15 protein-coding genes and 1 pseudogene are annotated in these 20,447 nt (G+C 41.9%); 8 read left to right on the top strand and 8 right to left on the bottom strand.

The window, feature by feature from the left end; all coding sequences use genetic code 11:
- Positions 1 to 5 precede the first annotated feature (5 nt).
- The 4 genes from D8803_RS08960 to pbp1b form a co-directional block, all read right to left on the bottom strand.
- Positions 6 to 1,136, bottom strand: a complete 1,131-nt coding sequence (locus D8803_RS08960) for an N-acetyldiaminopimelate deacetylase (RefSeq protein ID WP_061418876.1) — start codon at positions 1,134 to 1,136, stop codon at positions 6 to 8.
- 69 nt (positions 1,137 to 1,205) lie between these two features.
- The gene (dapD, locus tag D8803_RS08955; protein ID WP_000127447.1) at positions 1,206 to 1,904 is read right to left on the bottom strand and encodes a 2,3,4,5-tetrahydropyridine-2,6-dicarboxylate N-acetyltransferase; all 699 of its coding nucleotides are present in this window, start codon (positions 1,902 to 1,904) and stop codon (positions 1,206 to 1,208) included.
- 85 nt (positions 1,905 to 1,989) lie between these two features.
- A complete protein-coding gene (locus D8803_RS08950; RefSeq protein ID WP_061418879.1) occupies positions 1,990 to 2,898 on the bottom strand; it encodes a DMT family transporter in 909 nt (302 codons plus the stop codon).
- An 81-nt stretch (positions 2,899 to 2,979) separates the two neighbouring features.
- On the bottom strand, positions 2,980 to 5,451 hold the full coding sequence (pbp1b, locus tag D8803_RS08945) for a penicillin-binding protein PBP1B (RefSeq protein ID WP_131200879.1): 2,472 nt from the start codon (positions 5,449 to 5,451) through the stop codon (positions 2,980 to 2,982).
- Positions 5,452 to 5,591: 140 nt separating this feature from the next.
- Between pbp1b and tyrS the strand changes: the two genes are divergently transcribed.
- Positions 5,592 to 6,848 (top strand): tyrosine--tRNA ligase, encoded by a 1,257-nt coding sequence (tyrS, locus tag D8803_RS08940; protein ID WP_131200878.1) that lies wholly within the window; start codon positions 5,592 to 5,594, stop codon positions 6,846 to 6,848.
- Positions 6,849 to 6,925: 77 nt separating this feature from the next.
- Here the strand turns inward: tyrS and D8803_RS08935 are convergent, their stop codons facing one another.
- Positions 6,926 to 8,986 (bottom strand): heavy metal translocating P-type ATPase, encoded by a 2,061-nt coding sequence (locus D8803_RS08935; protein ID WP_131200877.1) that lies wholly within the window; start codon positions 8,984 to 8,986, stop codon positions 6,926 to 6,928.
- Between the two features lies 1 nt (position 8,987).
- Positions 8,988 to 9,266: a DUF6110 family protein gene (locus D8803_RS08930; protein ID WP_131200876.1), complete on the bottom strand. Its 279-nt coding sequence runs from the start codon at positions 9,264 to 9,266 to the stop codon at positions 8,988 to 8,990.
- A gap of 151 nt (positions 9,267 to 9,417) precedes the next feature.
- Between D8803_RS08930 and D8803_RS08925 the strand changes: the two genes are divergently transcribed.
- On the top strand, positions 9,418 to 10,266 hold the full coding sequence (locus D8803_RS08925; protein ID WP_131200875.1) for a putative RNA methyltransferase: 849 nt from the start codon (positions 9,418 to 9,420) through the stop codon (positions 10,264 to 10,266).
- A 54-nt stretch (positions 10,267 to 10,320) separates the two neighbouring features.
- Here D8803_RS08925 and glgP read toward each other — a convergent pair whose 3' ends face one another.
- Positions 10,321 to 12,579, bottom strand: coding sequence for a glycogen/starch/alpha-glucan family phosphorylase (gene glgP, locus D8803_RS08920; RefSeq protein ID WP_131200874.1), 2,259 nt, complete (start codon positions 12,577 to 12,579; stop codon positions 10,321 to 10,323).
- Positions 12,580 to 12,603: 24 nt separating this feature from the next.
- Positions 12,604 to 14,121: a 4-alpha-glucanotransferase gene (gene malQ / locus D8803_RS08915; RefSeq protein WP_131200873.1), complete on the bottom strand. Its 1,518-nt coding sequence runs from the start codon at positions 14,119 to 14,121 to the stop codon at positions 12,604 to 12,606.
- 476 nt (positions 14,122 to 14,597) lie between these two features.
- On the opposite strand from malQ, the gene D8803_RS08910 reads away from it, so the two are divergent.
- The 6 genes and pseudogenes from D8803_RS08910 to D8803_RS08885 all read left to right on the top strand — a co-directional run.
- The gene (locus D8803_RS08910) at positions 14,598 to 15,866 is read left to right on the top strand and encodes an extracellular solute-binding protein (RefSeq protein ID WP_131200872.1); all 1,269 of its coding nucleotides are present in this window, start codon (positions 14,598 to 14,600) and stop codon (positions 15,864 to 15,866) included.
- Between the two features lie 124 nt (positions 15,867 to 15,990).
- Positions 15,991 to 17,283 (top strand): sugar ABC transporter permease, encoded by a 1,293-nt coding sequence (locus D8803_RS08905; protein WP_190316818.1) that lies wholly within the window; start codon positions 15,991 to 15,993, stop codon positions 17,281 to 17,283.
- 1 nt (position 17,284) lies between these two features.
- Positions 17,285 to 18,127 carry a sugar ABC transporter permease gene (locus tag D8803_RS08900; RefSeq protein WP_001065653.1) on the top strand — a complete coding sequence of 281 codons (843 nt, stop codon included), beginning with the start codon at positions 17,285 to 17,287 and terminating at the stop codon, positions 18,125 to 18,127.
- Between the two features lie 261 nt (positions 18,128 to 18,388).
- A complete protein-coding gene (locus D8803_RS08895; protein WP_131200871.1) occupies positions 18,389 to 19,189 on the top strand; it encodes a DUF1189 domain-containing protein in 801 nt (266 codons plus the stop codon).
- Positions 19,190 to 19,198: 9 nt separating this feature from the next.
- The gene (locus D8803_RS08890) at positions 19,199 to 20,185 is read left to right on the top strand and encodes a LacI family DNA-binding transcriptional regulator (protein ID WP_061418917.1); all 987 of its coding nucleotides are present in this window, start codon (positions 19,199 to 19,201) and stop codon (positions 20,183 to 20,185) included.
- A 69-nt stretch (positions 20,186 to 20,254) separates the two neighbouring features.
- Positions 20,255 to 20,447: pseudogene (locus D8803_RS08885) on the top strand (IS3 family transposase); the annotation flags it as partial.

Here is a 20,447-nt window from a genome sequence, read left to right as displayed (position 1 = left end):
TACCTCTACTCTGCCGCCTTCTTTTTCAGGAAACTAGAGACCGCATCAACCCCAATAGCTAAGGCATCTTCCTTAGGGCTCATCTGAGGGTGATGAAGGGCGTAGGGACTATCGATACCCAGCCAGAACATAACGCCATCAACCTTCGAAAGGAGATAACCAAAGTCTTCACCTGTCATAGCAGGCTCGATATCAATCAACTCGATTCCATCTTTCTCTTCAAAGAATGTCATTAGTTCACGCGCCAAGACTGGATTGTTCTCAACAGGTAGGTAGCCTCCTTGCTTGAGTTCCACTTCGACTTCCATACCAAAGGCTGCCGCAACTCCCTCTGCGACTGTTTTGACTCTTTTTTGTACCAAGAGACTCATGTCCTGTGTCAAGGCCCGAATGGTTCCATGTAAAAAAGCTGTGTCTGTGATGACATTGTTGGTTGTTCCAGCTTGGAAAAGACCAAAAGTCACCACCGCCCCCTCGATTGGGTTGACATTGCGGCTGACAACTGACTGTACTTGGGTCACAAAGTAACTAGCAGCCACCAAGGCGTCATTAGCTTCATGCGGAAAAGCTGCGTGTCCTCCTTTTCCTTTGAAACGAATTTTCACCTCACAGGTCCCTGCAAAGAGAGTGTGTGTATTGGTCGCAATCTGTCCGACCTTCAGTTCCGGACGAACATGAAGGCCATAGAATTGGTCTGGTAGCCAGTCCCCAAAAGCGCTGTCCTCATACATGAGCATCCCACCAGCTTCATTTTCTTCAGCAGGCTGAAATAGAAAGAGCAGATTATTCTTGGGTTGTTCCTCCAGGGCGCGTTCGAGACAGCCCAAGGCAATGGTCATATGAAAATCATGGCCACAGGCATGCATGCGACCTTGGTGCTGGGAAGCAAAAGGCAGGCCTGTTTGTTCGACGATAGGCAGGCCATCAATATCTGTCCGCCAACCAATAGTCTGCGCCGGCTGACTTCCCTGCAGGTAGACCAAAATCCCTGTTCGCCAAGTACGAATTTGAACAAAATCCTTGCCCGTAGTCAATTTTTCAATCACATCCAGCAAATAAGCCTGGGTCTTGAATTCCTCCAAGCCAATCTCTGGAATCTGGTGCAAATCTCGTCTAGTCTGAATCAAATCTAACATCTATCGATCCTCCTTTTGATAGAAGAAAGAGGCTGGAAAAAGGGTTCCGCCTCTTTTTTACTTTTACAATTACAAGGTACGAAGCGCATCCTCAAGCGCTGTTTTTTGTTGGGTTTGGGCATCAATTTCTTTGATGATACGAGCTGGAACACCTGCTACTACAACGTTTTCTGGAACATCTTGGGTAACAATAGCTCCTGCTGCAACAACTGAACCACTGCCGATTTGGACTCCTTCAATAACCACTGCATTGGCACCGATAAGAACATTGTCTCCGACACGGACTGGTTCAGCACTAGCTGGCTCAATCACACCCGCCAAAACTGCACCTGCACCAACGTGACTGTTTTTCCCAACGATAGCACGGCCACCAAGGATGGCACCCATGTCAATCATGGTTCCTGCACCGATTTCAGCACCGATATTGATAACTGCTCCCATCATGATAACAGCATTGTCACCAATTTCGACCTGGTCACGGATAATAGCACCCGGCTCGATACGAGCGTTGATAGCACGTTTATCTAGCAAAGGAACTGCAGAATTACGAGCATCTTGCTCGACAACATAGTCTTGATTTTCTACTAAACCTTCGAGAAGCGGAGCAACATCCTTCCAGTCTCCGAATAGGACATTTCCTAGTTTGACAACAGAGCTAGGTACAGCAGTTGCGAGTTCTCCTTCAAAGGTTACTTTAACACTGGTTTTCTTTTCAGCATTGGCGATAAATTGGATAATTTCTTGAGCATTCATTTTTGTGGCAGTCATAGGCGCCTCCTGGTTCCTTATAATGATACCTATTCTACCAAAAAAGGCTTCAAATTTGAAGCCTTAAGCACTCGAACAGAACATTTTACCTTTCCTTCGTTTCCTCAATTGATAAGAAAACCATTGGAACGATAATCAAAATCATAGCCAAAGCTAGAAAACCATCCAAAACCATACCTAGAAATAGCACACTTAACAATGCGGAAGATAAAGGTTCACTGGCACTCACAACTGACACAACTAACGGTGAGACGAGTAGCACAGCCTTCATCGAAAGGAAAAAAGCAAAAGCCGTTCCAAACACAGCAATAGTAAAACAAATCAAAAGGCTCGTCACATCAAGTTGGAAGGTAATCTGATGAATAGGATAAAGAAAATTGCTAAAAACACCTGCTAGCAACATCCCCCAACCAACAGTCGGCACAAAACCATAGTCACGTGCAAAACGCTGAGGCAGGATAACGTTGAACATAACCCCTACAGCACTGAGGAGTCCAGTGACCAAAGCTAAGGGAGTCATGGACAACTGGGACAAATCTCCTTTTGTGGCCATCAAAAAAACACCCAACATGGCAATCAAAACATAGAGAATGGCTGTGATAGAAGCCTTCTTTTGATAGACGATACGATTATAAAACAAGATAAAAACTGGACTGATAAATTGCAAAATCGTTGCTGTCGTCGCATTGGAATACTCAACACAGAGATAAAAGAAAAACTGCACAGAAAAAATACCTAGAATAGCATAGGCTAAAAAAGGCAGATAATTTTTCTTGTCCCGCCAGATATCCAATAACTGGGTGCGTAACTGAAAGGCTGATAAAACTAAAACCAAACTCCCTGCCACTAGCAAGCGCATGGAAGTGATCCAGCCAGACGACACCTGATAATGGGCGAAAAAATATTCTCCTAAAATACCACAAATTCCCCAAATCAGACCTGACAACAGTGAATATAGAGTTCCCTTAAAAATCTTCTTTTGATACTTATTCATTCTCCTATTGTAACACGAAATGAAAAAAGAAAAAAGTAGCATGAAAAAATATTATTGAATGAATCATGCTACTTTTTTATTCTATCGATTTGATTGATTTGAGCGAGTTGATGAGCTTGTTCCCGAACTACCACTTGAACTTGGGAGAGTTGGGGTAGGAAGAGTGGGTAAACTTCCTAAAATGCTCTTCCAAGCATTTTGATAATCGGCATCGCTCCCTCCGATGGCAAAGCGGTAAGTGGTTACTGGCGCCCCTTCTTTAGTAGCCCAATAGCTCGTTACTGTAGAACCTGAAACGGTGACTTCTTTGCCATTGATTGTGACCTTGCCAGGTTTCTCTCCTGTCGATTTGAGGACTTGAGACTTGGTCACACTTGAATCCAGATTAAAGCGCTCATTCCCCCATATTCCAGGTTCAGCTTGCTGGATAGCATTGACCAAGTGGGCCATATAATTGGCATTGCGGTAGTGACCTGCTCCTTTAGCTAGTGGTCGGTTGTCGTCGTGACCTAACCAGCCCCCTAGAGTCAAGCGTGGCGTAGAAAGCATGAGCCACATATTTTCATCTTCATTGGTCGTACCAGTCTTTCCAATCCAGTCAGCACGAGCCAGACTTGGGTTGATAGAGGCCAAATCAGTCTGAAAACTTGACGTAACTCGAGATGAAATGACATCACGAAGTAGACTTTGCATGATGGTCGCTGTCGCTTTTGAATAAACTTGGACAGGTTGAGTTTTATATTCATAAATCACTTGTCCAGTCGTCGATTCGATCTTGGAAATCATATGTTTCTTATGATAGACTCCATTATTAGCCAAGGTCTGATATCCGTTGGTATGCTGGGCGACTGTAACCTCAATTCCTCCACCCATCGGTAAACTTTCGATACCATATTCTGGGATTTCATAACCCATTTTTTCCATATAACCCTTGACATCAACACCCTTCTCCCGAAGCGTACGATAAGTCCAGTAGGCTGGGATATTCCATGAATAGTTGAGGGCTTCTCCCAAGGTCATCATCCCTGTACCAGGACTATTGACATACATGATAGGATTGCCGTTTGAAAAGTTTGTCGGATAGTTAGACAAGACACTTGCACTTCCCATCAAACCTTGGTCAATCGCGATACCATAGGCCAGTATAGGCTTAGTGGTTGAAGCTGGAGAACGCTTGGTGTCAATAGCGTGATTGTTCTGATTTTCTTGGTAATTACGGCCACCAACAAAGCCAAGAATAGCTCCCGTTTGGTTGTCCATGAGGACATTCCCTACTTCAGGCTGGCCTGTCGAATCGTCTAGCAGATAGCCATAGGTCGCAACCGCATTTTGCATTGCGGTATGAACGTTTTTATTGATAGTTGTCGTAATCTTATACCCACCATTTTCAATTTCCTTAGTGGCTAGATCACGATAAGCTTTTTGGATGGACTCATTCTTTAGTTCTTGGGCAGATACATGATCTCTCGCAACCAGATAGTCATACATCCTATCAGTAGCTTCTGCCAAGGTTGCAAAGTAAAGATAGTCGCGTGAGCTTCCGTTGACACTACCTGATGGTAGAAAATCTTGCTTAAAGTCATAATCTTTGTACTTATCGTACTCTTCCTGACTTAGAGCCCCTGTCCGGTACATGTTGTAGAGGACATCCTTGGCACGCTTAATCCCCAAAGCCATGTCCTCATCACTCTTCATACTACCATCAGATTCATAAGGGGAATAACTAATCGGACTCTGTGGCAAGCCTGCGATAAAGGCCGCTTGAGGTATCGTCAAATCTGAAGCATTAACACCGAAAATTCCTTCTGCAGCCTGCTGGGCACCTGCAATATTTTGACCTTTGTGATTGCGGCCAAAAGGAGCAATGTTAAGGTAGGTTGTTAAAATCTCATCCTTACCCATAACCCGTTCTAAAGCTAGAGCATCTATGATTTCTGTCGCCTTACGAGCTAGAGTGGGAGCATCCCCTACCACTTGCTGCTTGATAACCTGCTGGGTCAAGGTCGAACCACCACTGGACGACCCTAGACCGACAAAGGTTCCCAAGGTCGCACGAATAACGGCCTTAGGCACAACTCCCTTGTGCTCGTTGAAATTCTCGTCCTCTGTCGCAATGATAGCCTTTTTAAGATTATCCGAAATAGCACCTGAAGCGACTGAAGTGCGCAACAAATCGCCCTCAATCGAAGCAATGGTACTGCCGTCAGAATAAGTGATTTCTGAGATAGAGGCAATATCCTTCACTTGCTTGACCAACACCTCTGCCTGAGGAACCTGAGCCTTATCAAATAAGGCGACACCATAGCCCATGGCCACTCCAGCACCAAGAAGACCTCCGATAAATCCTAGGATAAAGAGAGTGTTGAAGGTCACTTTAAAAGCACTCAAAATCTTAGCAAAAATGGGCCCAACCCTTCTGACTTTGTTAGAAGAAGCTACTTTCTTATCGGTCTTTTTACTTGCTTGTTTTTTCTTCCATTTTGCAATTCGTTGCATTAGCTGCTGGAAAAAATGCAGCATTTTTGTTTTTAATTCATTAATTCTTTCTTTCATGAATGTCCTCGCTTTCTCTATTATACCATAAAAGGGAAACTTTCAATAAAATAGCCACTTTCTTCCCTATTCTACTAGGCTATTGCCCAAGTTTGTGATACAATAGGTAGAAACAATATTTTATAAAGGAGAAAAGACATATGCACATTTTTGATGAGCTAAAAGAGCGTGGTTTGATTTTTCAAACGACTGATGAAGAAGCTTTGCGTAAAGCCCTAGAAGAAGGTCAAGTTTCTTATTATACTGGCTACGATCCAACTGCTGACAGCCTTCACCTAGGCCACCTTGTCGCAATCTTGACAAGTCGTCGTTTGCAATTAGCAGGTCACAAACCTTATGCGCTCGTTGGCGGTGCTACAGGTCTCATTGGAGATCCGTCCTTCAAAGATGCTGAGCGTAGTCTCCAAACAAAAGACACAGTAGATGGCTGGGTCAAGTCTATCCAAGGACAACTTTCTCGTTTTCTTGACTTTGAAAATGGGGAAAATAAAGCTGTCATGGTCAACAACTACGACTGGTTTGGCAGCATCAGCTTCATTGACTTCCTCCGTGATATCGGGAAATACTTCACTGTCAACTACATGATGAGCAAGGAGTCTGTGAAGAAACGGATTGAAACAGGGATTTCTTACACTGAGTTCGCTTACCAAATCATGCAAGGATATGACTTCTACGTCCTTAACCAAGACCACAACGTAACCCTTCAAATCGGTGGTTCTGACCAGTGGGGAAATATGACCGCTGGTACCGAATTGCTTCGTCGTAAGGCTGACAAGACAGGTCACGTTATCACAGTTCCCCTCATCACTGATGCGACTGGTAAGAAATTTGGTAAGTCAGAAGGAAACGCAGTCTGGCTCAACCCGGAAAAGACATCTCCATACGAAATGTACCAATTCTGGATGAACGTCATGGATGCTGACGCCGTTCGCTTCTTGAAAATCTTTACCTTCTTGTCACTCGATGAGATTGAAGACATCCGCAAACAGTTTGAAGCAGCTCCACACGAACGCTTGGCACAAAAAGTCTTGGCTCGTGAAGTCGTGACTCTTGTTCACGGAGAAGAAGCTTACAAAGAAGCCCTTAACATCACTGAGCAGCTCTTTGAAGGAAACATCAAAAACCTTTCTGTTAAAGAACTCAAACAAGGACTTCGCGGTGTGCCAAACTACCAAGTCCAAGCTGACGAAAACCACAACATTGTGGAAATACTCGTGTCATCTGGCGTGGTCAACTCAAAACGCCAAGCCCGTGAAGATGTTCAAAACGGAGCTATCTACGTTAACGGCGACCGCATCCAAGACCTTGACTATGTCTTGAGCGACGCAGACAAGCTCGAAAACGAACTCACTGTTATCCGCCGCGGGAAGAAAAAATACTTTGTATTGACTTACTAAATTGTTCAACATTTACCTATAAACAAAGGAGTTAACCTCGAGAAAGGTAACTCCTTTTTGCTGTGAATAGTCCCCACCTATCCCTTAATAGACAGGCTACGCAGTACAATGCGTAAGGTTGTTAGATTATGTAAGATAGAGAGATTTGAAGGACTGAGCCAGTTAAACAAGCCAAAGCCAATCAAACTACTATTTACGACAACGGTATCTTGAATATTCTTCTTAATGAGTGTTTGCAAAGATGATGATAGCGAATCCAACTCTTGGAAGAAATCCAAGCGATTATCTAACAATAAGATATCACTCATCTGCTTAGAAATATCTGCACTCTCATTCATCACCACACCGATATCTGATAGGGTTAGAGCCGCTGAGTCATTCAATCCATCTCCAACCATCAAAATAGTGTGACCTGCTTTCTGCAGTTCCTCTACTAACTCAAATTTCCCATCAGGTTTCAAGTCTGTATAGACCTGATCAAAGGGCAAATCTTTGACTAATTCCTCTGTCCTAACCAAGGTGTCCCCTGTTGCCAGAATCAATTTTTTCCCCTGTGCCTTAAGTTTCTCCAAGGCTGTTTTTGCTTCTTTTCTCAAAGGAGTATGAATGCAGAACATTCCAATCAATTCATTCTGATAAGCCAAGAATAAGAGATTGTAGTGACTCTTGTACTCTTCAATTAAAGCATTTTGTTCTGAACTGATATGAATCTGCTCATCCTGCATCAAGACATAATTCCCAATAAGAACTGGTTGGCCATCTATATGAGATTTGATCCCCTTGCTTGCGATATATTGGAGTTTCCCATGCATTTCCTCATGTTCAATCCCCTCTATCTCAGCTTGCTTGACGATGGCATTAGCAATAGGATGATAAATGTGTTCCTCAAGACAGGCACTGATTCTGAGAATATCTTCCTCACTATAGTCCCCAAAAGGTAACACCTTTTCAACTATCGGATAGCTAGTTGTGATTGTTCCCGTCTTATCAAACAAGAAAGTATCAACTTCCAGATATTTCTCCAAAACATCTCCATCCTTAATCACCATTTCACGGTTCAACCCCTCCTTGATAGCTGTCAAATAAGCTACAGGAGTAGAGATTTTCAAAGCGCAGGAGAAATCGACCAATAGGAAAGAAATAGCCTTAGAAAAAGAACCTGTCAATAGGTAAGTCAGCCCAGCCCCCAAGAAATTATATTTGACGACCTTGTCCGCCATTTTGATGAAATAGCGTTGTTTCGTTTTCTTGTTTTCTTCAGATTTCTTCATCAACTCAATCAGTTGTAAAATCCGGCTGTTCATCTGATTATCGGTTACACGAATGCGTAACTCTCCAGTTTCTAATACTGTATTTGCACAAACCAAATCAGACTCTCTTTTTTCAACTGGAAAACTCTCTCCCGTCAAGGAACTTTCGTTGACCATACCTAAACCTGAAACTACTTGTCCATCAAACAGAATTTCATTTCCTTGAGATAAGACCAAAACATCTCCTATTTGAACATCGGAACTCTTGATACTAACAACCGTATCGCCCTGTACTAGGAATACATCGCTCTCTTTTGCAAGAAGACTCTGTTCTAAATCTGTTGCAGTTTTTTTCAAGGACCACTGATCTAAATGATTCCCCAAATCAAGCATAAACATGATGTTGCTAGCAGTCTTGGATTGGTTCATAAACAAGGATAATAAAATAGCCGAACAGTCCAAAACCTCCATCGTTAGTTCCTTACGCGCTAGGGTCTGATAAGCTTCTTTGACATACCCCAGAGCCTGATAACAAGTCCATATATAGCGAATAGGAGACGGTACAAGACTACGAAAAAGCACACGCTTAATCGCTGCACCTGAAACAATAGAATAGGCACTATCTTCTCTACGAATGGGAAGAGTCAGCAACTCAGAAACTTTCCCTCTATCAATTCTTTTTAAAAAGGCTTCTGCATTATCTAATACAGAAAAGCCTTCTTTTATACGTAGAGTAAAGTGCTGTTGATCCATGTAAAACTGGATAGACTCAATTCCCTTCTCATCTCTCGCCAAGGAACGAAGATAGTCTTGAATATCCAAGGTGAGTGAAAAAGAAGATGATAGTCGGATATGTTGGTATCCTCTATGTAGCACTTTAAAAGACATATTATTCCCCTATCAGGCTATCTAATTGCTCTTCTTTTTTCTCTTGCTCATACAAATATTTAGCATCTTGCAAGACATCGTCTCCATGTTGTTTTACAATGGAAACAGATGCATCCAATTCATCTTTCAATTTGTAAGCTTTAGCCAAAGCTTTAGAATAACCTTTTTTAGCTTCCTTACTTGCTAAGATTTTCAAACCAAGAGTGCCAAATGCTACACCACCCAAAAAGAGTGATGATTTTTTCGCAACTTTTGCGACGGTCAATACTTCTTTTAACATAGTCATTTCCTCCTTATCATTATTATATAGCAATTTAGATATAAAAGCAATTTCATTCTATAAATTGGAGAATTAATTTTATTTCTACTGAATCTCCCATCTACTTATTCCTAAGGTTGCTTTCATTTGCCTCTTTTGATACACTTAAACTATGAATACAAATCTCAAACCCAAACTTCAACGCTTTGCTTCTGCTAGTTCCTTTTCCTGCCCCATCTGCCAAGAAGATCTCACCTTGGTAGAGTCTAGCCTCAAGTGTAGCAACCGCCATTCTTTTGATTTGGCGAAATTCGGCTATGTCAATCTGGCCCCTCAAATCAAGCAATCTGCCAACTACGACAAGGAAAACTTTCAGAATCGCCAACAAATCCTAGAAGCTGGGTTTTATCAGAATATCTTAAAAGGCATCTCGGACATACTAGCGACTAAACCATCCTCAAAAACAGTCTTGGATATCGGTTGTGGCGAAGGCTTCTACTCTCGTAAACTCCAAGAAAGTCACTCTGATAAAACCTTCTACGCCTTTGATATTTCCAAAGATTCCGTCCAAATCGCTGCTAAGAGTGAACCAAACTGGGCAGTCAATTGGTTTGTCAGTGACCTGGCTCGCCTTCCTGTAAAAGACGCCAGTATGGATATCCTGCTCGACATCTTTTCGCCTGCCAATTATGGAGAATTTCGCCGTGTTTTATCCAAAGACGGTATCTTAATCAAGGTCATCCCAACTGAAAATCACCTCAAAGAAATCCGCCAAATGGTGCAAGACCAACTGACAAACAAAGACTATTCCAACCAAGATATCAAGGAACATTTCCAGGAACACTTCAACATCCAATCTAGCCAAACAGCCTCCCTAACCAAGCCCATCACAGCAGAGCAACGCCAAGCCCTGCTCAGCATGACGCCCCTTCTCTTTCATGTTGACCAGACCAAGATTGACTGGACTCAGTTGACTGAGATTACCATTGAAGCCGAGATTCTAGTTGGGAAAGTATTGTAAATTAGTTTAAATATGAAAAAACGCATCTAAAACAGATGCGTTTTTTATTTAATCTTAGTTCAAGTGCCAGATATCTTCGTTGTACTGAGCGATTGTACGGTCAGATGAGAAGAATCCTGCTTTAGAAATGTTAACGATGACTTTATCCAACCATGCGTCACGGTCTTCGTAGTCAGCAAGCATTTGCTCTTTGACTTTGATGTAGTCTTCCAAGTCAAGGAGAGTCATGAACCAGTCTTTATTAATCAATTCGTTGTAAAGACGTTCCAAGCGTTCTTTCTTACCTACTGCAAGAACAGCATCGCTAACGATGAAGTCAACCAATGGTTTGATAGCTTCACGAGCGTAGAATTCGCTTGACTTGTAAGCTGCTTTTGCGTAAAGGTCGATAACAGTTTCTGAATCTTCACCAAAGATGTAGATGTTTTCGTCGCCAACCAACTCAGCGATTTCCACGTTAGCTCCGTCCATAGTACCAAGAGTCAAAGCTCCGTTCAACATGAATTTCATGTTACCAGTACCTGAAGCTTCTTTAGAAGCAAGTGAAATTTGTTCTGAGATGTCACACGCTGGGATAAGGAAGCTTGCTGCAGTAACGTTGTAGTTTTCAACCATTACGACTTGCAAGTGTGGAGCTACTGCTGGATCGTTTGCAATCACTTCTGACAAGCAAAGGATCAAGTGAATGATGTCTTGGGCGATTGTGTAGGCAGGAGCTGCTTTACCACCAAAGAAGACTGTGATTGGACGAGCAGGGATGTTACCAGCCTTGATATCAAGGTATTTGTGGATCACATACAAAGCGTTCATTTGTTGGCGTTTGTACTCGTGAAGACGTTTGATTTGGATATCAAAGATAGAGCTTGTATTGATTTCCACACCTTGGTGTTCTTTCAAGTGACGAGCCAATTTACGTTTGTTGTGAGCCTTGATGCTTTCCAATTTTTCTTTGACAGCAGCCTTGTCTTCATATGACAAAAGTTTTTCAAGCTCATCTGCTTCATGGTGCCAACCATGTCCAATAATCTCATCCAAGTAGTGAGACAAGCTTGGGTTAGCATGCATGAGCCAACGACGGAATGTAATACCGTTTGTTTTGTTGTTGAATTTTTCTGGGTAGATGTCGTAGAAAGCTTTCAACTCTGAGTTCTTCAAAATCTCAGTGTGGAGTGCTGCAACCCCGTTAACACTGTATCCGTAGTGGATATCCATGTGAGCCATGTGTACACGGTCGTTTTCATCAATGATTTGAACAGCTGGATCTTTGTATTCTGCTTTCACACGGCGGTCCAATTCTTTGATGATTGGTACCAAGTGAGGAACCACTTCTTGCAAGAATTCAAGAGGCCATTTTTCAAGGGCTTCAGCAAGGATTGTGTGGTTAGTGTAGGCAGTCATGCTACGAACGATTGAGATTGCTTCATCAAGCTCGATACCACGCGCAGTCAAGAGACGGATCAATTCAGGAATCACCATTGATGGGTGAGTATCGTTGATTTGTACAACTGCGTAGTCCGCAAGGTCATGCAAGTTGCTTCCTTTTTCGATTGCTTCGTCGATGATCAATTGCGCACCGTTTGAAACCATGAAGTATTGTTGGAAGATACGGAGCAATTCACCCTGCTTGTCGCTGTCGTCTGGGTAAAGGAAGAGAGTCAAGTTGCGAGCGATATCTGTCTTGTCAAAGTTGATACCATCTTCGATGATAGAAGAATCAACTGAATCCAAGTCAAACAAACGCAAGCGGTTTTTAGTAGCTGTCTTGTAACCAGGTACATCAATATCGTAAAGAGTCGATGTCAATGTGAAGTGTGCAAATGGCACTTGGTAGCTACGGCTTGAGCGAACCAACCAGTTTTGCTCAGTCAACCAAGCGTTAGGAATCGTTTCTTGTTGGTTGTTTTTAAGAACTTGTTGGAAAAGACCGAAGTGGTAGTTCAAACCAACACCATCACCATTTAAACCAAGTGTAGCGATTGAGTCGATAAAGCAGGCTGCCAAACGTCCCAAACCACCGTTACCAAGTGATGGCTCCAATTCTACTTCTTCGATTTCGATCAACTCTTTGCCTGCGGCTGCAAGTTCTTTTTTGACATCGTCGTAAAGGCCGAGGTTAATCAAGTTGTTTGACAAGAGTTTACCAATCAAGAACTCAGCTGAGATGTAGTAAACTTTTTTCTTACCAGTGTTGACTGGTTTTTGACTGCTAGCAAGCTTGCTGTAGTTGAGAAGAGCAAGGTAAAGCTCTTCATTGCTACATTCTGCAATAGTTTTATTGTAACGTTTTTGTACAAATTCGTTTAATGGTAACATGTTTATGTTTCTCCTGATATTGTCTTATCTCTTTAATTCTACCAAATTTTCATTGATTCGGCGATAAATTGTAGTCAAGTCAAGCAAATTTTCTTCAACAGCTGGTGTGAGTTGGTCTGCTGTCATACGCCATGACCAGTTTCCGCCAAGAGTAGATGGGTAGTTCATGCGAGCTGCCTCATCTAGCTCTAGCAAATCTTGCATAGTTGCAATTGCCATGAAGCTAACTGATGAAAATACTGTGCGAAGCATTGCGTGTGGCACTGTTTCATACTCTTTACGGTTCGTGTAACGAGCCATGTATTCACGAGTTGGATCGTCGATCTCATTACGGTACCAACCAAGAACTGTATTGTTATCGTGTGTTCCTGTGTACATAACAGAGTTGGCAGGTGCCAAGTGTGGGCTATCGATACTTTCGTCTTCTGGGTTGAAGGCAAATTGAAGAATCTTCATTCCTGGGAAGCCAGTACGTTCACGCAACTCGATGACTTCATCTGTCATGAAACCAAGGTCTTCTGCGATGATGTTTAGCTCACCAAGTTCTTCCTTAACAGCTGCGAAAAGCTTGTAGCCTGGACCTTTCACCCATTTACCAGGTGCCGCTGTATCGGAACCAGCAGGAATTTCCCAGTAAGATTCGAAACCGCGGAAGTGGTCGATGCGAACGATATCGTAGATTTTGAAGCTTTCGCGCAAGCGTTCAACCCACCATTTGTAACCGTCTTTGTCCATCGCTTCCCAGTCATAGATTGGGTTCCCCCAAAGCTGACCAGTGGCAGAAAACTCATCTGGTGGGCATCCTGCGATGCAAGTTGCTTTACCAGTGGCATCTGTCTTGAAGAGATGTGGATTTGCCCACATGTCGCTTGAATCTTCTGCGACGTAAATTGGCATGTCTCCAACGATTTCAATGTGGTTGTCGTTAGCGTAGGCTTTCAATTTTAACCATTGTTGGAAGAAGAAGTATTGAGTCACACGGTGGTAAACCAACTTGTCTGCCAATTTCTCACGGTAGCTTTCAAGTGCTGAAGCTTTACGGGCACGAGCGTCTGCATCTGGCCATTCTGTCCAAGCAAGATTGTCAAAATGCTCTTTGATAGCCATATATTCTGCGAAGAGTTCGAGCCATGATTGGTTGTCTTGAGCAAACTTCTCAAAATCTTTGATATCACCCACTTCCAAGAAGCGTTTAACTGCTTTTTCTAAAAGCGGACGACGTGCGTAATAAATCTTCGCATAGTCAACTTCAGATGCATCGCTACCAAAGTCAACACCTTTAAGATCACTGGCTTCGAGCAAGCCTTGCTCTACCAAGATATCAAGGTCGATAAAATGCGTATTTCCAGCAAAGGCTGAGAATGATTGGTATGGAGAATCTCCATAGCTTGTTGTCCCAAGAGGGAGGATTTGCCAGTAACGTTGCTTGGTACGAACCAAGAAATCGACGAAATCATAAGCAGTCTGACCAAATGATCCAATCCCATAAGCTCCTGGCAGAGAAGAGATGTGCATCAACACACCACTTTGACGTTTTTTCATAATAGCACCTCATGTGTTTGTTATAAAACGTTGCGCAATCAAGGCGCAAACGTTTGCGTTAATTTAAGTATAACGCATTTCAAAAACAAATGCAAGCGGTTTTAAAAAATTTTTTTGAATTATTTTAATCAAACAAAACTTGTTGCCACTGATATTTTATGAAATAAGCGAAAAAATTTTAAAGATTTTCTGATTTAAGATAATTCATTCCCAATATCTGCTCTATTTTCTGAAAAACCGAGCCGAATTTACGCAATCGTTTTCCTGATCTTAATATTTTATAAGAAAATGAACCTTTATCACTTTTCTTCCTATTTACAAAGCAATTTTTCTTTTGACAAACCTTAAAGTTTTTTTAAAATTTTTTCAAAAAAGGCTTGCAACCGTTTTCTATTTGTGTTATACTGGACTGGTAAGGGAAAACGTTTGCGTTTTTCTATCAAATAAAATTTGTTATTCTTTAGGAGGAATACACTATGTCATCTAAATTCATGAAGAGCGCTGCTGTGCTCGGAACTGCTACTCTAGCTAGCTTGCTTTTGGTAGCTTGCGGAAGCAAATCTGCTGACAAAGCTGCTGATACTAGCTCTTCAGAAGCGAAAGAACTTACTTTCTACGTTGAAGACCAATATAAAGCCTTCGCTGAATCTGCTGCAAAAGCTTACGAAAAAGAATCTGGCGTAAAAGTTACCATCAAGACAGGTGACCAAATGGGTGGTCTTGATAACCTTTCTCTAGACAACCAATCTGGTAAGGCTGCTGATGTCATGATGGCTCCATACGACCGTGTAGGTAGCCTTGGTACTGACGGACAACTTTCAGAAGTTACTCTTAGCGACGGTGCAAAGACAGACGATAAAACAAAATCACTTGTAACTGTCGGTGGTAAAGTCTATGGTGCTCCAGCTGTTATCGAATCACTCGTTTTGTACTACAATAAAGACTTGCTCAAAGAAGCTCCTAAAACTTTTGGTGACCTAGAAAACCTTGCTAAAGACAGCAAATACGCTTTCGCTGGAGAAGAAGGTAAAACTACTGCCTTCCTAGCTGACTGGACTAACTTCTACTACGCATACGGACTTCTTGCTGGTAACGGTGCTTACGTATTCGGACAAAACGGTAAAGATCCTAAAGATATTGGTCTTGCAAACGATGGTGCTATCGCAGGTATCAACTACGCTAAGACTTGGTACGATAAATGGCCTAAAGGTATGCAAGATACTGAAGGAGCTCCAAACTTAATTCAAACTCAATTCCAAGAAGGTAAAACAGCTGCTATCATTGATGGTCCTTGGAAAGCTCAAGCATTCAAAGATGCTAAAGTAAACTACGGTGTTACGACTATCCCAACTCTTCCAAACGGTAAAAACTATGAAACATTTGGTGGTGGTAAGGCTTGGGTTATCCCAGCAAGCACTAAGAACCTTGAAGGAGCTCAAAAATTTGTAGACTTCCTTGTATCAACTGAACAACAAAAAGCATTCTACGATACTACTAACGAAATCCCAGCTAATACTGAAGCTCGTACTTATGCTGAAGGCAAAAAAGATGAGTTGACAACAGCCGTGATTGAACAGTTCAAGAACGCTCAACCAATGCCAAACATCTCACAAATGTCAGCTGTTTGGGATCCAGCTAAAACAATGCTCTTTGAAGCTGTAAGTGGTAAGAAAGATGCGAAAACAGCTGCTAACGATGCTGTAACATTGATCAAGGAAACAATCAAACAAAAATTTGGTGAATAATTGATTTGTTCAAGGGGGGTGGAAGTGAAATCCCCCTTTGAATGTATAGATGCGTTTCTTATTAAATATGCGTATCTTGCGATTGAACCCGAGTTTTATCTCGCATCCTATGAAAGGAGTAATCATGGAAAAACAACAGCCTCGCAAAGCAGCCTTGCTGTCAATCATTCCTGGTTTAGGACAAATCTATAACAAACAAAAAGCTAAAGGATTTATTTTCCTTGGTGTTACCGTTCTATTTGTTCTGTATTTTCTAACACTTGCAAGCCCTGAATTGAGCAATTTGATCACACTTGGTGTGAAACCTGGTCGTGACAATTCACTTTTCATGCTGATTCGTGGTGCCTTCCACTCTATCTTTGTTGTCGTCTACCTGCTCTTTTATATCTTTAATATCAAGGACGCACATACGACTGCTAAACGTATCAATAATGGTATTCCTGTAGCTCGTACCTTCAAGGATATGATTAAAGGTATTTATGAGAATGGATTCCCATACCTTTTGATTATCCCATCGTATGTAGCGATGACATTTGCGATTATCTTCCCAGTTATCGTAACCTTGATGATTGCCTTTACCAACTATGACTTCCAACACTTGCCACCAAACAAATTGTTGGACTGGGTTGGTTTGACGAACTTCACAAACATCTGGAGCTTGAGCACCTTCCGTTCAGCCTTTGGTTCTGTTCTTTCTTGGACCATTATCTGGGCCTTGGCTGCCTCTACTTTGCAGATTGTCATTGGTATCTTTACAGCAATCATTGCTAACCAACCATTTATCAAAGGAAAACGTATCTTCGGTGTTATTTTCCTTCTTCCTTGGGCAGTTCCAGCCTTCATCACTATCTTGACATTCTCAAATATGTTTAATGATAGTGTTGGTGCTATCAACACGCAAGTCTTGCCTCTTTTGTCTAAGGTCCTTCCTTTCCTAGATGGAGCTCTTATCCCTTGGAAAACAAATCCAACTTGGACTAAGGTTGCCTTGATTATGATGCAAGGTTGGCTAGGATTCCCATACATCTACGTTTTGACCTTGGGTATCTTGCAGTCTATTCCTAACGACCTCTACGAAGCGGCTTACATCGATGGTGCCAATGCTTGGCAAAAATTCCGCAACATCACTTTCCCTATGATCTTGGCTGTTGCAGCACCAACATTGATTAGCCAATACACCTTCAACTTTAACAACTTCTCTATCATGTATCTCTTTAATGGTGGAGGTCCTGGTACTGTCGGAGGCGGAGCCGGTTCAACTGATATCTTGATTTCATGGATTTACCGTTTGACAACAGGTACATCTCCTCAATACTCTATGGCGGCAGCTGTTACCTTGATTATCTCAATCATTGTCATCTCTATCTCTATGATCGCATTCAAGAAACTACACGCATTTGATATGGAGGACGTCTAAGATGAATAACTCAATCAAACTCAAACGTAGACTGACTCAAACCCTCACTTACCTCTACTTGATTGGCCTATCAATCGTGATTATCTATCCGCTTTTGATTACCATCATGTCAGCCTTTAAAACAGGTAACGTCGCAGCCTTTAAACTCGATACCAACATCGACTTTAATTTTGATAACTTTAAAGGACTCTTTACGGAAACTTTGTACGGTACTTGGTACCTTAATACTTTGATTATTGCCTTTATCACAATGGCTGTTCAAACAAGTATCATCGTACTTGCAGGTTACGCCTACAGTCGTTACAACTTCTTGGCTCGTAAGCAAAGTTTGGTCTTCTTCTTGATTATCCAAATGGTGCCAACCATGGCCGCTTTGACAGCCTTCTTCGTTATGGCGCTTATGTTGAACGCCCTTAACCATAGCTGGTTCCTCATCTTCCTCTACGTTGGTGGAGGTATTCCGATGAATGCTTGGCTCATGAAAGGTTACTTCGATACCGTGCCAATGTCTCTTGACGAATCTGCGAAACTAGATGGTGCAGGACACTTCCGTCGCTTCTGGCAAATTGTCCTTCCGCTCGTTCGCCCAATGGTAGCTGTACAAGCTCTCTGGGCCTTCATGGGACCTTTCGGGGACTACATCCTCTCTAGTTTCTTGCTTCGTGAGAAAGAATACTTTACTGTTGCCGTTGGTCTCCAAACCTTCGTTAGCAATGTGAAAAACATGAAGATTGCCTACTTCTCAGCAGGTGCTATCCTCATCGCCCTTCCAATCTGTATTCTCTTCTTCTTCCTACAAAAGAACTTTGTTTCAGGACTTACAAGTGGTGGCGACAAGGGATAATTTATCCCCGCCACCCTTTTTCATTTTATACTCTTCGAAAATCAAATTCAAACCACGTCAGCTTCCATCTGCAACCTCAAAACAGTGTTTTGAGCAACCTGCGGCTAGCTTCCTAGTTTGCTCTTTGATTTTCATTGAGTATTAACGATTGTTACTGTAAATAATATTCTTGCAACAAGCAATTTATCTCCTAGACTTGAAATAAAGTACATTTCTCTATATAATATTACTCATATAGAAAACACTTATAGAAAGATGCCTATGCTTCCATATCCATTCTCGTATTTTACTAGTATTTGGGGATTTCGTAAGCCCCTATCAAAACGTTTCGGACTCAACTGGTTTCAGCTTCTCTTTACTAGCATTTTCCTCATCAGTTTGTCTATGGTTCCAATTGCCATTCAAAACAGCTCGCAGGAAACGTATCCACTGGATACTTTTATCGATAATGTCTACACTCCACTGACAGATGAAGCCATCATGGACTTGTCAGAGAATGCACAAATTGTAGATGGAAAGCTGAACTACTCAGGTACTAAAAATCAGCAAGCTTCTCTTCTGATTGGTCCAAGTCCAAGCAAAGAATTGCCAAAGGATTTGCAACTTCATTTTGATACTGAAGAGCTCATCATCAACAAGGAAAGCAAGGAATTGACTCGCATTCGCTACCACGCGATTCAAACGGAGAGTTTCCAGAGCAAGAAAAGTTTGACCCAGGCTATTTCTAAAGACTGGTACCAACAAAATCGGGTCTATATCAGTCTCTTCCTAGTTCTCGGTGCTAGCTTCCTCTTTGGATTGAATTTCTTCATTGTCTCTCTTGGAGCTAGTCTTCTCCTTTATATCACCAAAAAATCACGCCTCTTTTCATTTAGGACCTTTAAAGAGTGCTATCATTTTATCTTGAACTGTTTAGGATTACCAACTTTGATTACGCTTATTTTGGGACTTTTTGGCCAAAATATGACAACCCTTATCACTGTACAAAACATTCTTTTTGTTCTTTATCTGGTCACCATTTTTTACAAAACACATTTCCGTGATCCAGATTATCATAAATAGGAGATTTTTATGCCCGTTACGATTAAAGATGTGGCCAAGGCTGCAGGTGTCTCACCTTCAACCGTAACCCGCGTTATTCAAAACAAATCAACGATTAGCGATGAAACCAAAAAACGAGTTCGCAAGGCTATGAAGGAACTCAACTACCATCCCAATCTCAATGCTCGTAGTCTAGTTAGCAGCTATACTCAAGTTATCGGTTTGGTATTGCCTGACGACTCGGATGCCTTCTACCAAAATCCTTTCTTCCCATCTGTCCTACGAGGGATCGCCCAAGTCGCATCTGAGAACCACTATGCTATTCAGATTGCAACAGGGAAAGATGAGAAAGAACGTCTCAATGCGATTTCTCAGATGGTTTATGGCAAACGTGTTGACGGTTTGATTTTCCTCTACGCTGAAGAAGAAGACCCTCTGGTCAAACTAGTAGCCGATGAGCAGTTCCCTTTCCTCATTCTCGGAAAATCCACTTCACCCTTTATCCCTCTTGTTGATAATGACAATGTACAAGCGGGCTTTGATGCGACCGAGTATTTCATCAAAAAAGGATGCAAACGAATTGCCTTTATCGGGGGTACAAAGCGACTCTTCGTAACACAAGATCGTCTAACTGGCTATGAGTCTGCACTCAAACAATACCAACTTCCGATTGATACCAACTTAACCTACTTTGCGACCGAATTTCTGGAAGAAAAAGGTTATCAATTCAGTGAACTCCTGTTCAATCACGATCCGCAGATTGACGCTATCATCACAACCGATAGTCTCCTAGCAGAAGGAGTTTGTGACTACATCAGTAAGCATCAGTTAACTGTTCCTGTCTTGAGTTTCGACTCTGTCAACCCTCGACTTGACCTCGTAGCTTATGTCGATATCAATAGTCTGGAACTTGGGCGCGTTTCCTTTGAAACGATTTTACAGATCATTAATGACGCAAAAAACAACAGACAAATCTGTTACCGCCAATTGATTGCCCACAAAATTATCGAAAAATAAAAACCAGCTCCAGTGAACTGCACCCCAAAAGTTAGACAGAAAAAATCTAACTTTTGGGGTGTTTTTATTATGAAATTGAGTTATGAAGATAAAGTTCAGATCTATGAACTTAGAAAACAAGGATATAGCTTAGAGAAGCTTTCAAATAAATTTGGGATAAACAATTCTAATCTTATATACATGATTAAATTGATTGATCGTTACTATTCTCCTGAATTAAAACAAGAAATGATTAATAAAGTCTTACATGAAGGCTGGACTA

This window comes from Streptococcus oralis (genome assembly GCF_003943385.1).
GTDB lineage: Bacteria > Bacillota > Bacilli > Lactobacillales > Streptococcaceae > Streptococcus > Streptococcus oralis_CA.
Note: the sequence above shows the minus strand (reverse complement) of the source record. Positions and strands in the feature narration are given on the sequence as shown.

What these genes read in the sequence shown, in the direction of transcription:
- D8803_RS08900 (WP_001065653.1), top strand. Translation starts at nt 17,285, where the DNA reads ATGAATAACTCAATCAAACTCAAACGTAGACTGACTCAAACCCTCACT.
- D8803_RS08960 (WP_061418876.1), bottom strand. Translation starts at nt 1,136, where the DNA reads ATGTTAGATTTGATTCAGACTAGACGAGATTTGCACCAGATTCCAGAG.
- D8803_RS08935 (WP_131200877.1), bottom strand. Translation starts at nt 8,986, where the DNA reads ATGTCTTTTAAAGTGCTACATAGAGGATACCAACATATCCGACTATCA.
- D8803_RS08925 (WP_131200875.1), top strand. Translation starts at nt 9,418, where the DNA reads ATGAATACAAATCTCAAACCCAAACTTCAACGCTTTGCTTCTGCTAGT.
- glgP (WP_131200874.1), bottom strand. Translation starts at nt 12,579, where the DNA reads ATGTTACCATTAAACGAATTTGTACAAAAACGTTACAATAAAACTATT.
- dapD (WP_000127447.1), bottom strand. Translation starts at nt 1,904, where the DNA reads ATGACTGCCACAAAAATGAATGCTCAAGAAATTATCCAATTTATCGCC.
- D8803_RS08950 (WP_061418879.1), bottom strand. Translation starts at nt 2,898, where the DNA reads ATGAATAAGTATCAAAAGAAGATTTTTAAGGGAACTCTATATTCACTG.
- D8803_RS08890 (WP_061418917.1), top strand. Translation starts at nt 19,199, where the DNA reads ATGCCCGTTACGATTAAAGATGTGGCCAAGGCTGCAGGTGTCTCACCT.
- tyrS (WP_131200878.1), top strand. Translation starts at nt 5,592, where the DNA reads ATGCACATTTTTGATGAGCTAAAAGAGCGTGGTTTGATTTTTCAAACG.
- D8803_RS08905 (WP_190316818.1), top strand. Translation starts at nt 15,991, where the DNA reads ATGGAAAAACAACAGCCTCGCAAAGCAGCCTTGCTGTCAATCATTCCT.
- D8803_RS08930 (WP_131200876.1), bottom strand. Translation starts at nt 9,266, where the DNA reads ATGTTAAAAGAAGTATTGACCGTCGCAAAAGTTGCGAAAAAATCATCA.
- pbp1b (WP_131200879.1), bottom strand. Translation starts at nt 5,451, where the DNA reads ATGAAAGAAAGAATTAATGAATTAAAAACAAAAATGCTGCATTTTTTC.
- malQ (WP_131200873.1), bottom strand. Translation starts at nt 14,121, where the DNA reads ATGAAAAAACGTCAAAGTGGTGTGTTGATGCACATCTCTTCTCTGCCA.
- D8803_RS08910 (WP_131200872.1), top strand. Translation starts at nt 14,598, where the DNA reads ATGTCATCTAAATTCATGAAGAGCGCTGCTGTGCTCGGAACTGCTACT.
- D8803_RS08895 (WP_131200871.1), top strand. Translation starts at nt 18,389, where the DNA reads ATGCTTCCATATCCATTCTCGTATTTTACTAGTATTTGGGGATTTCGT.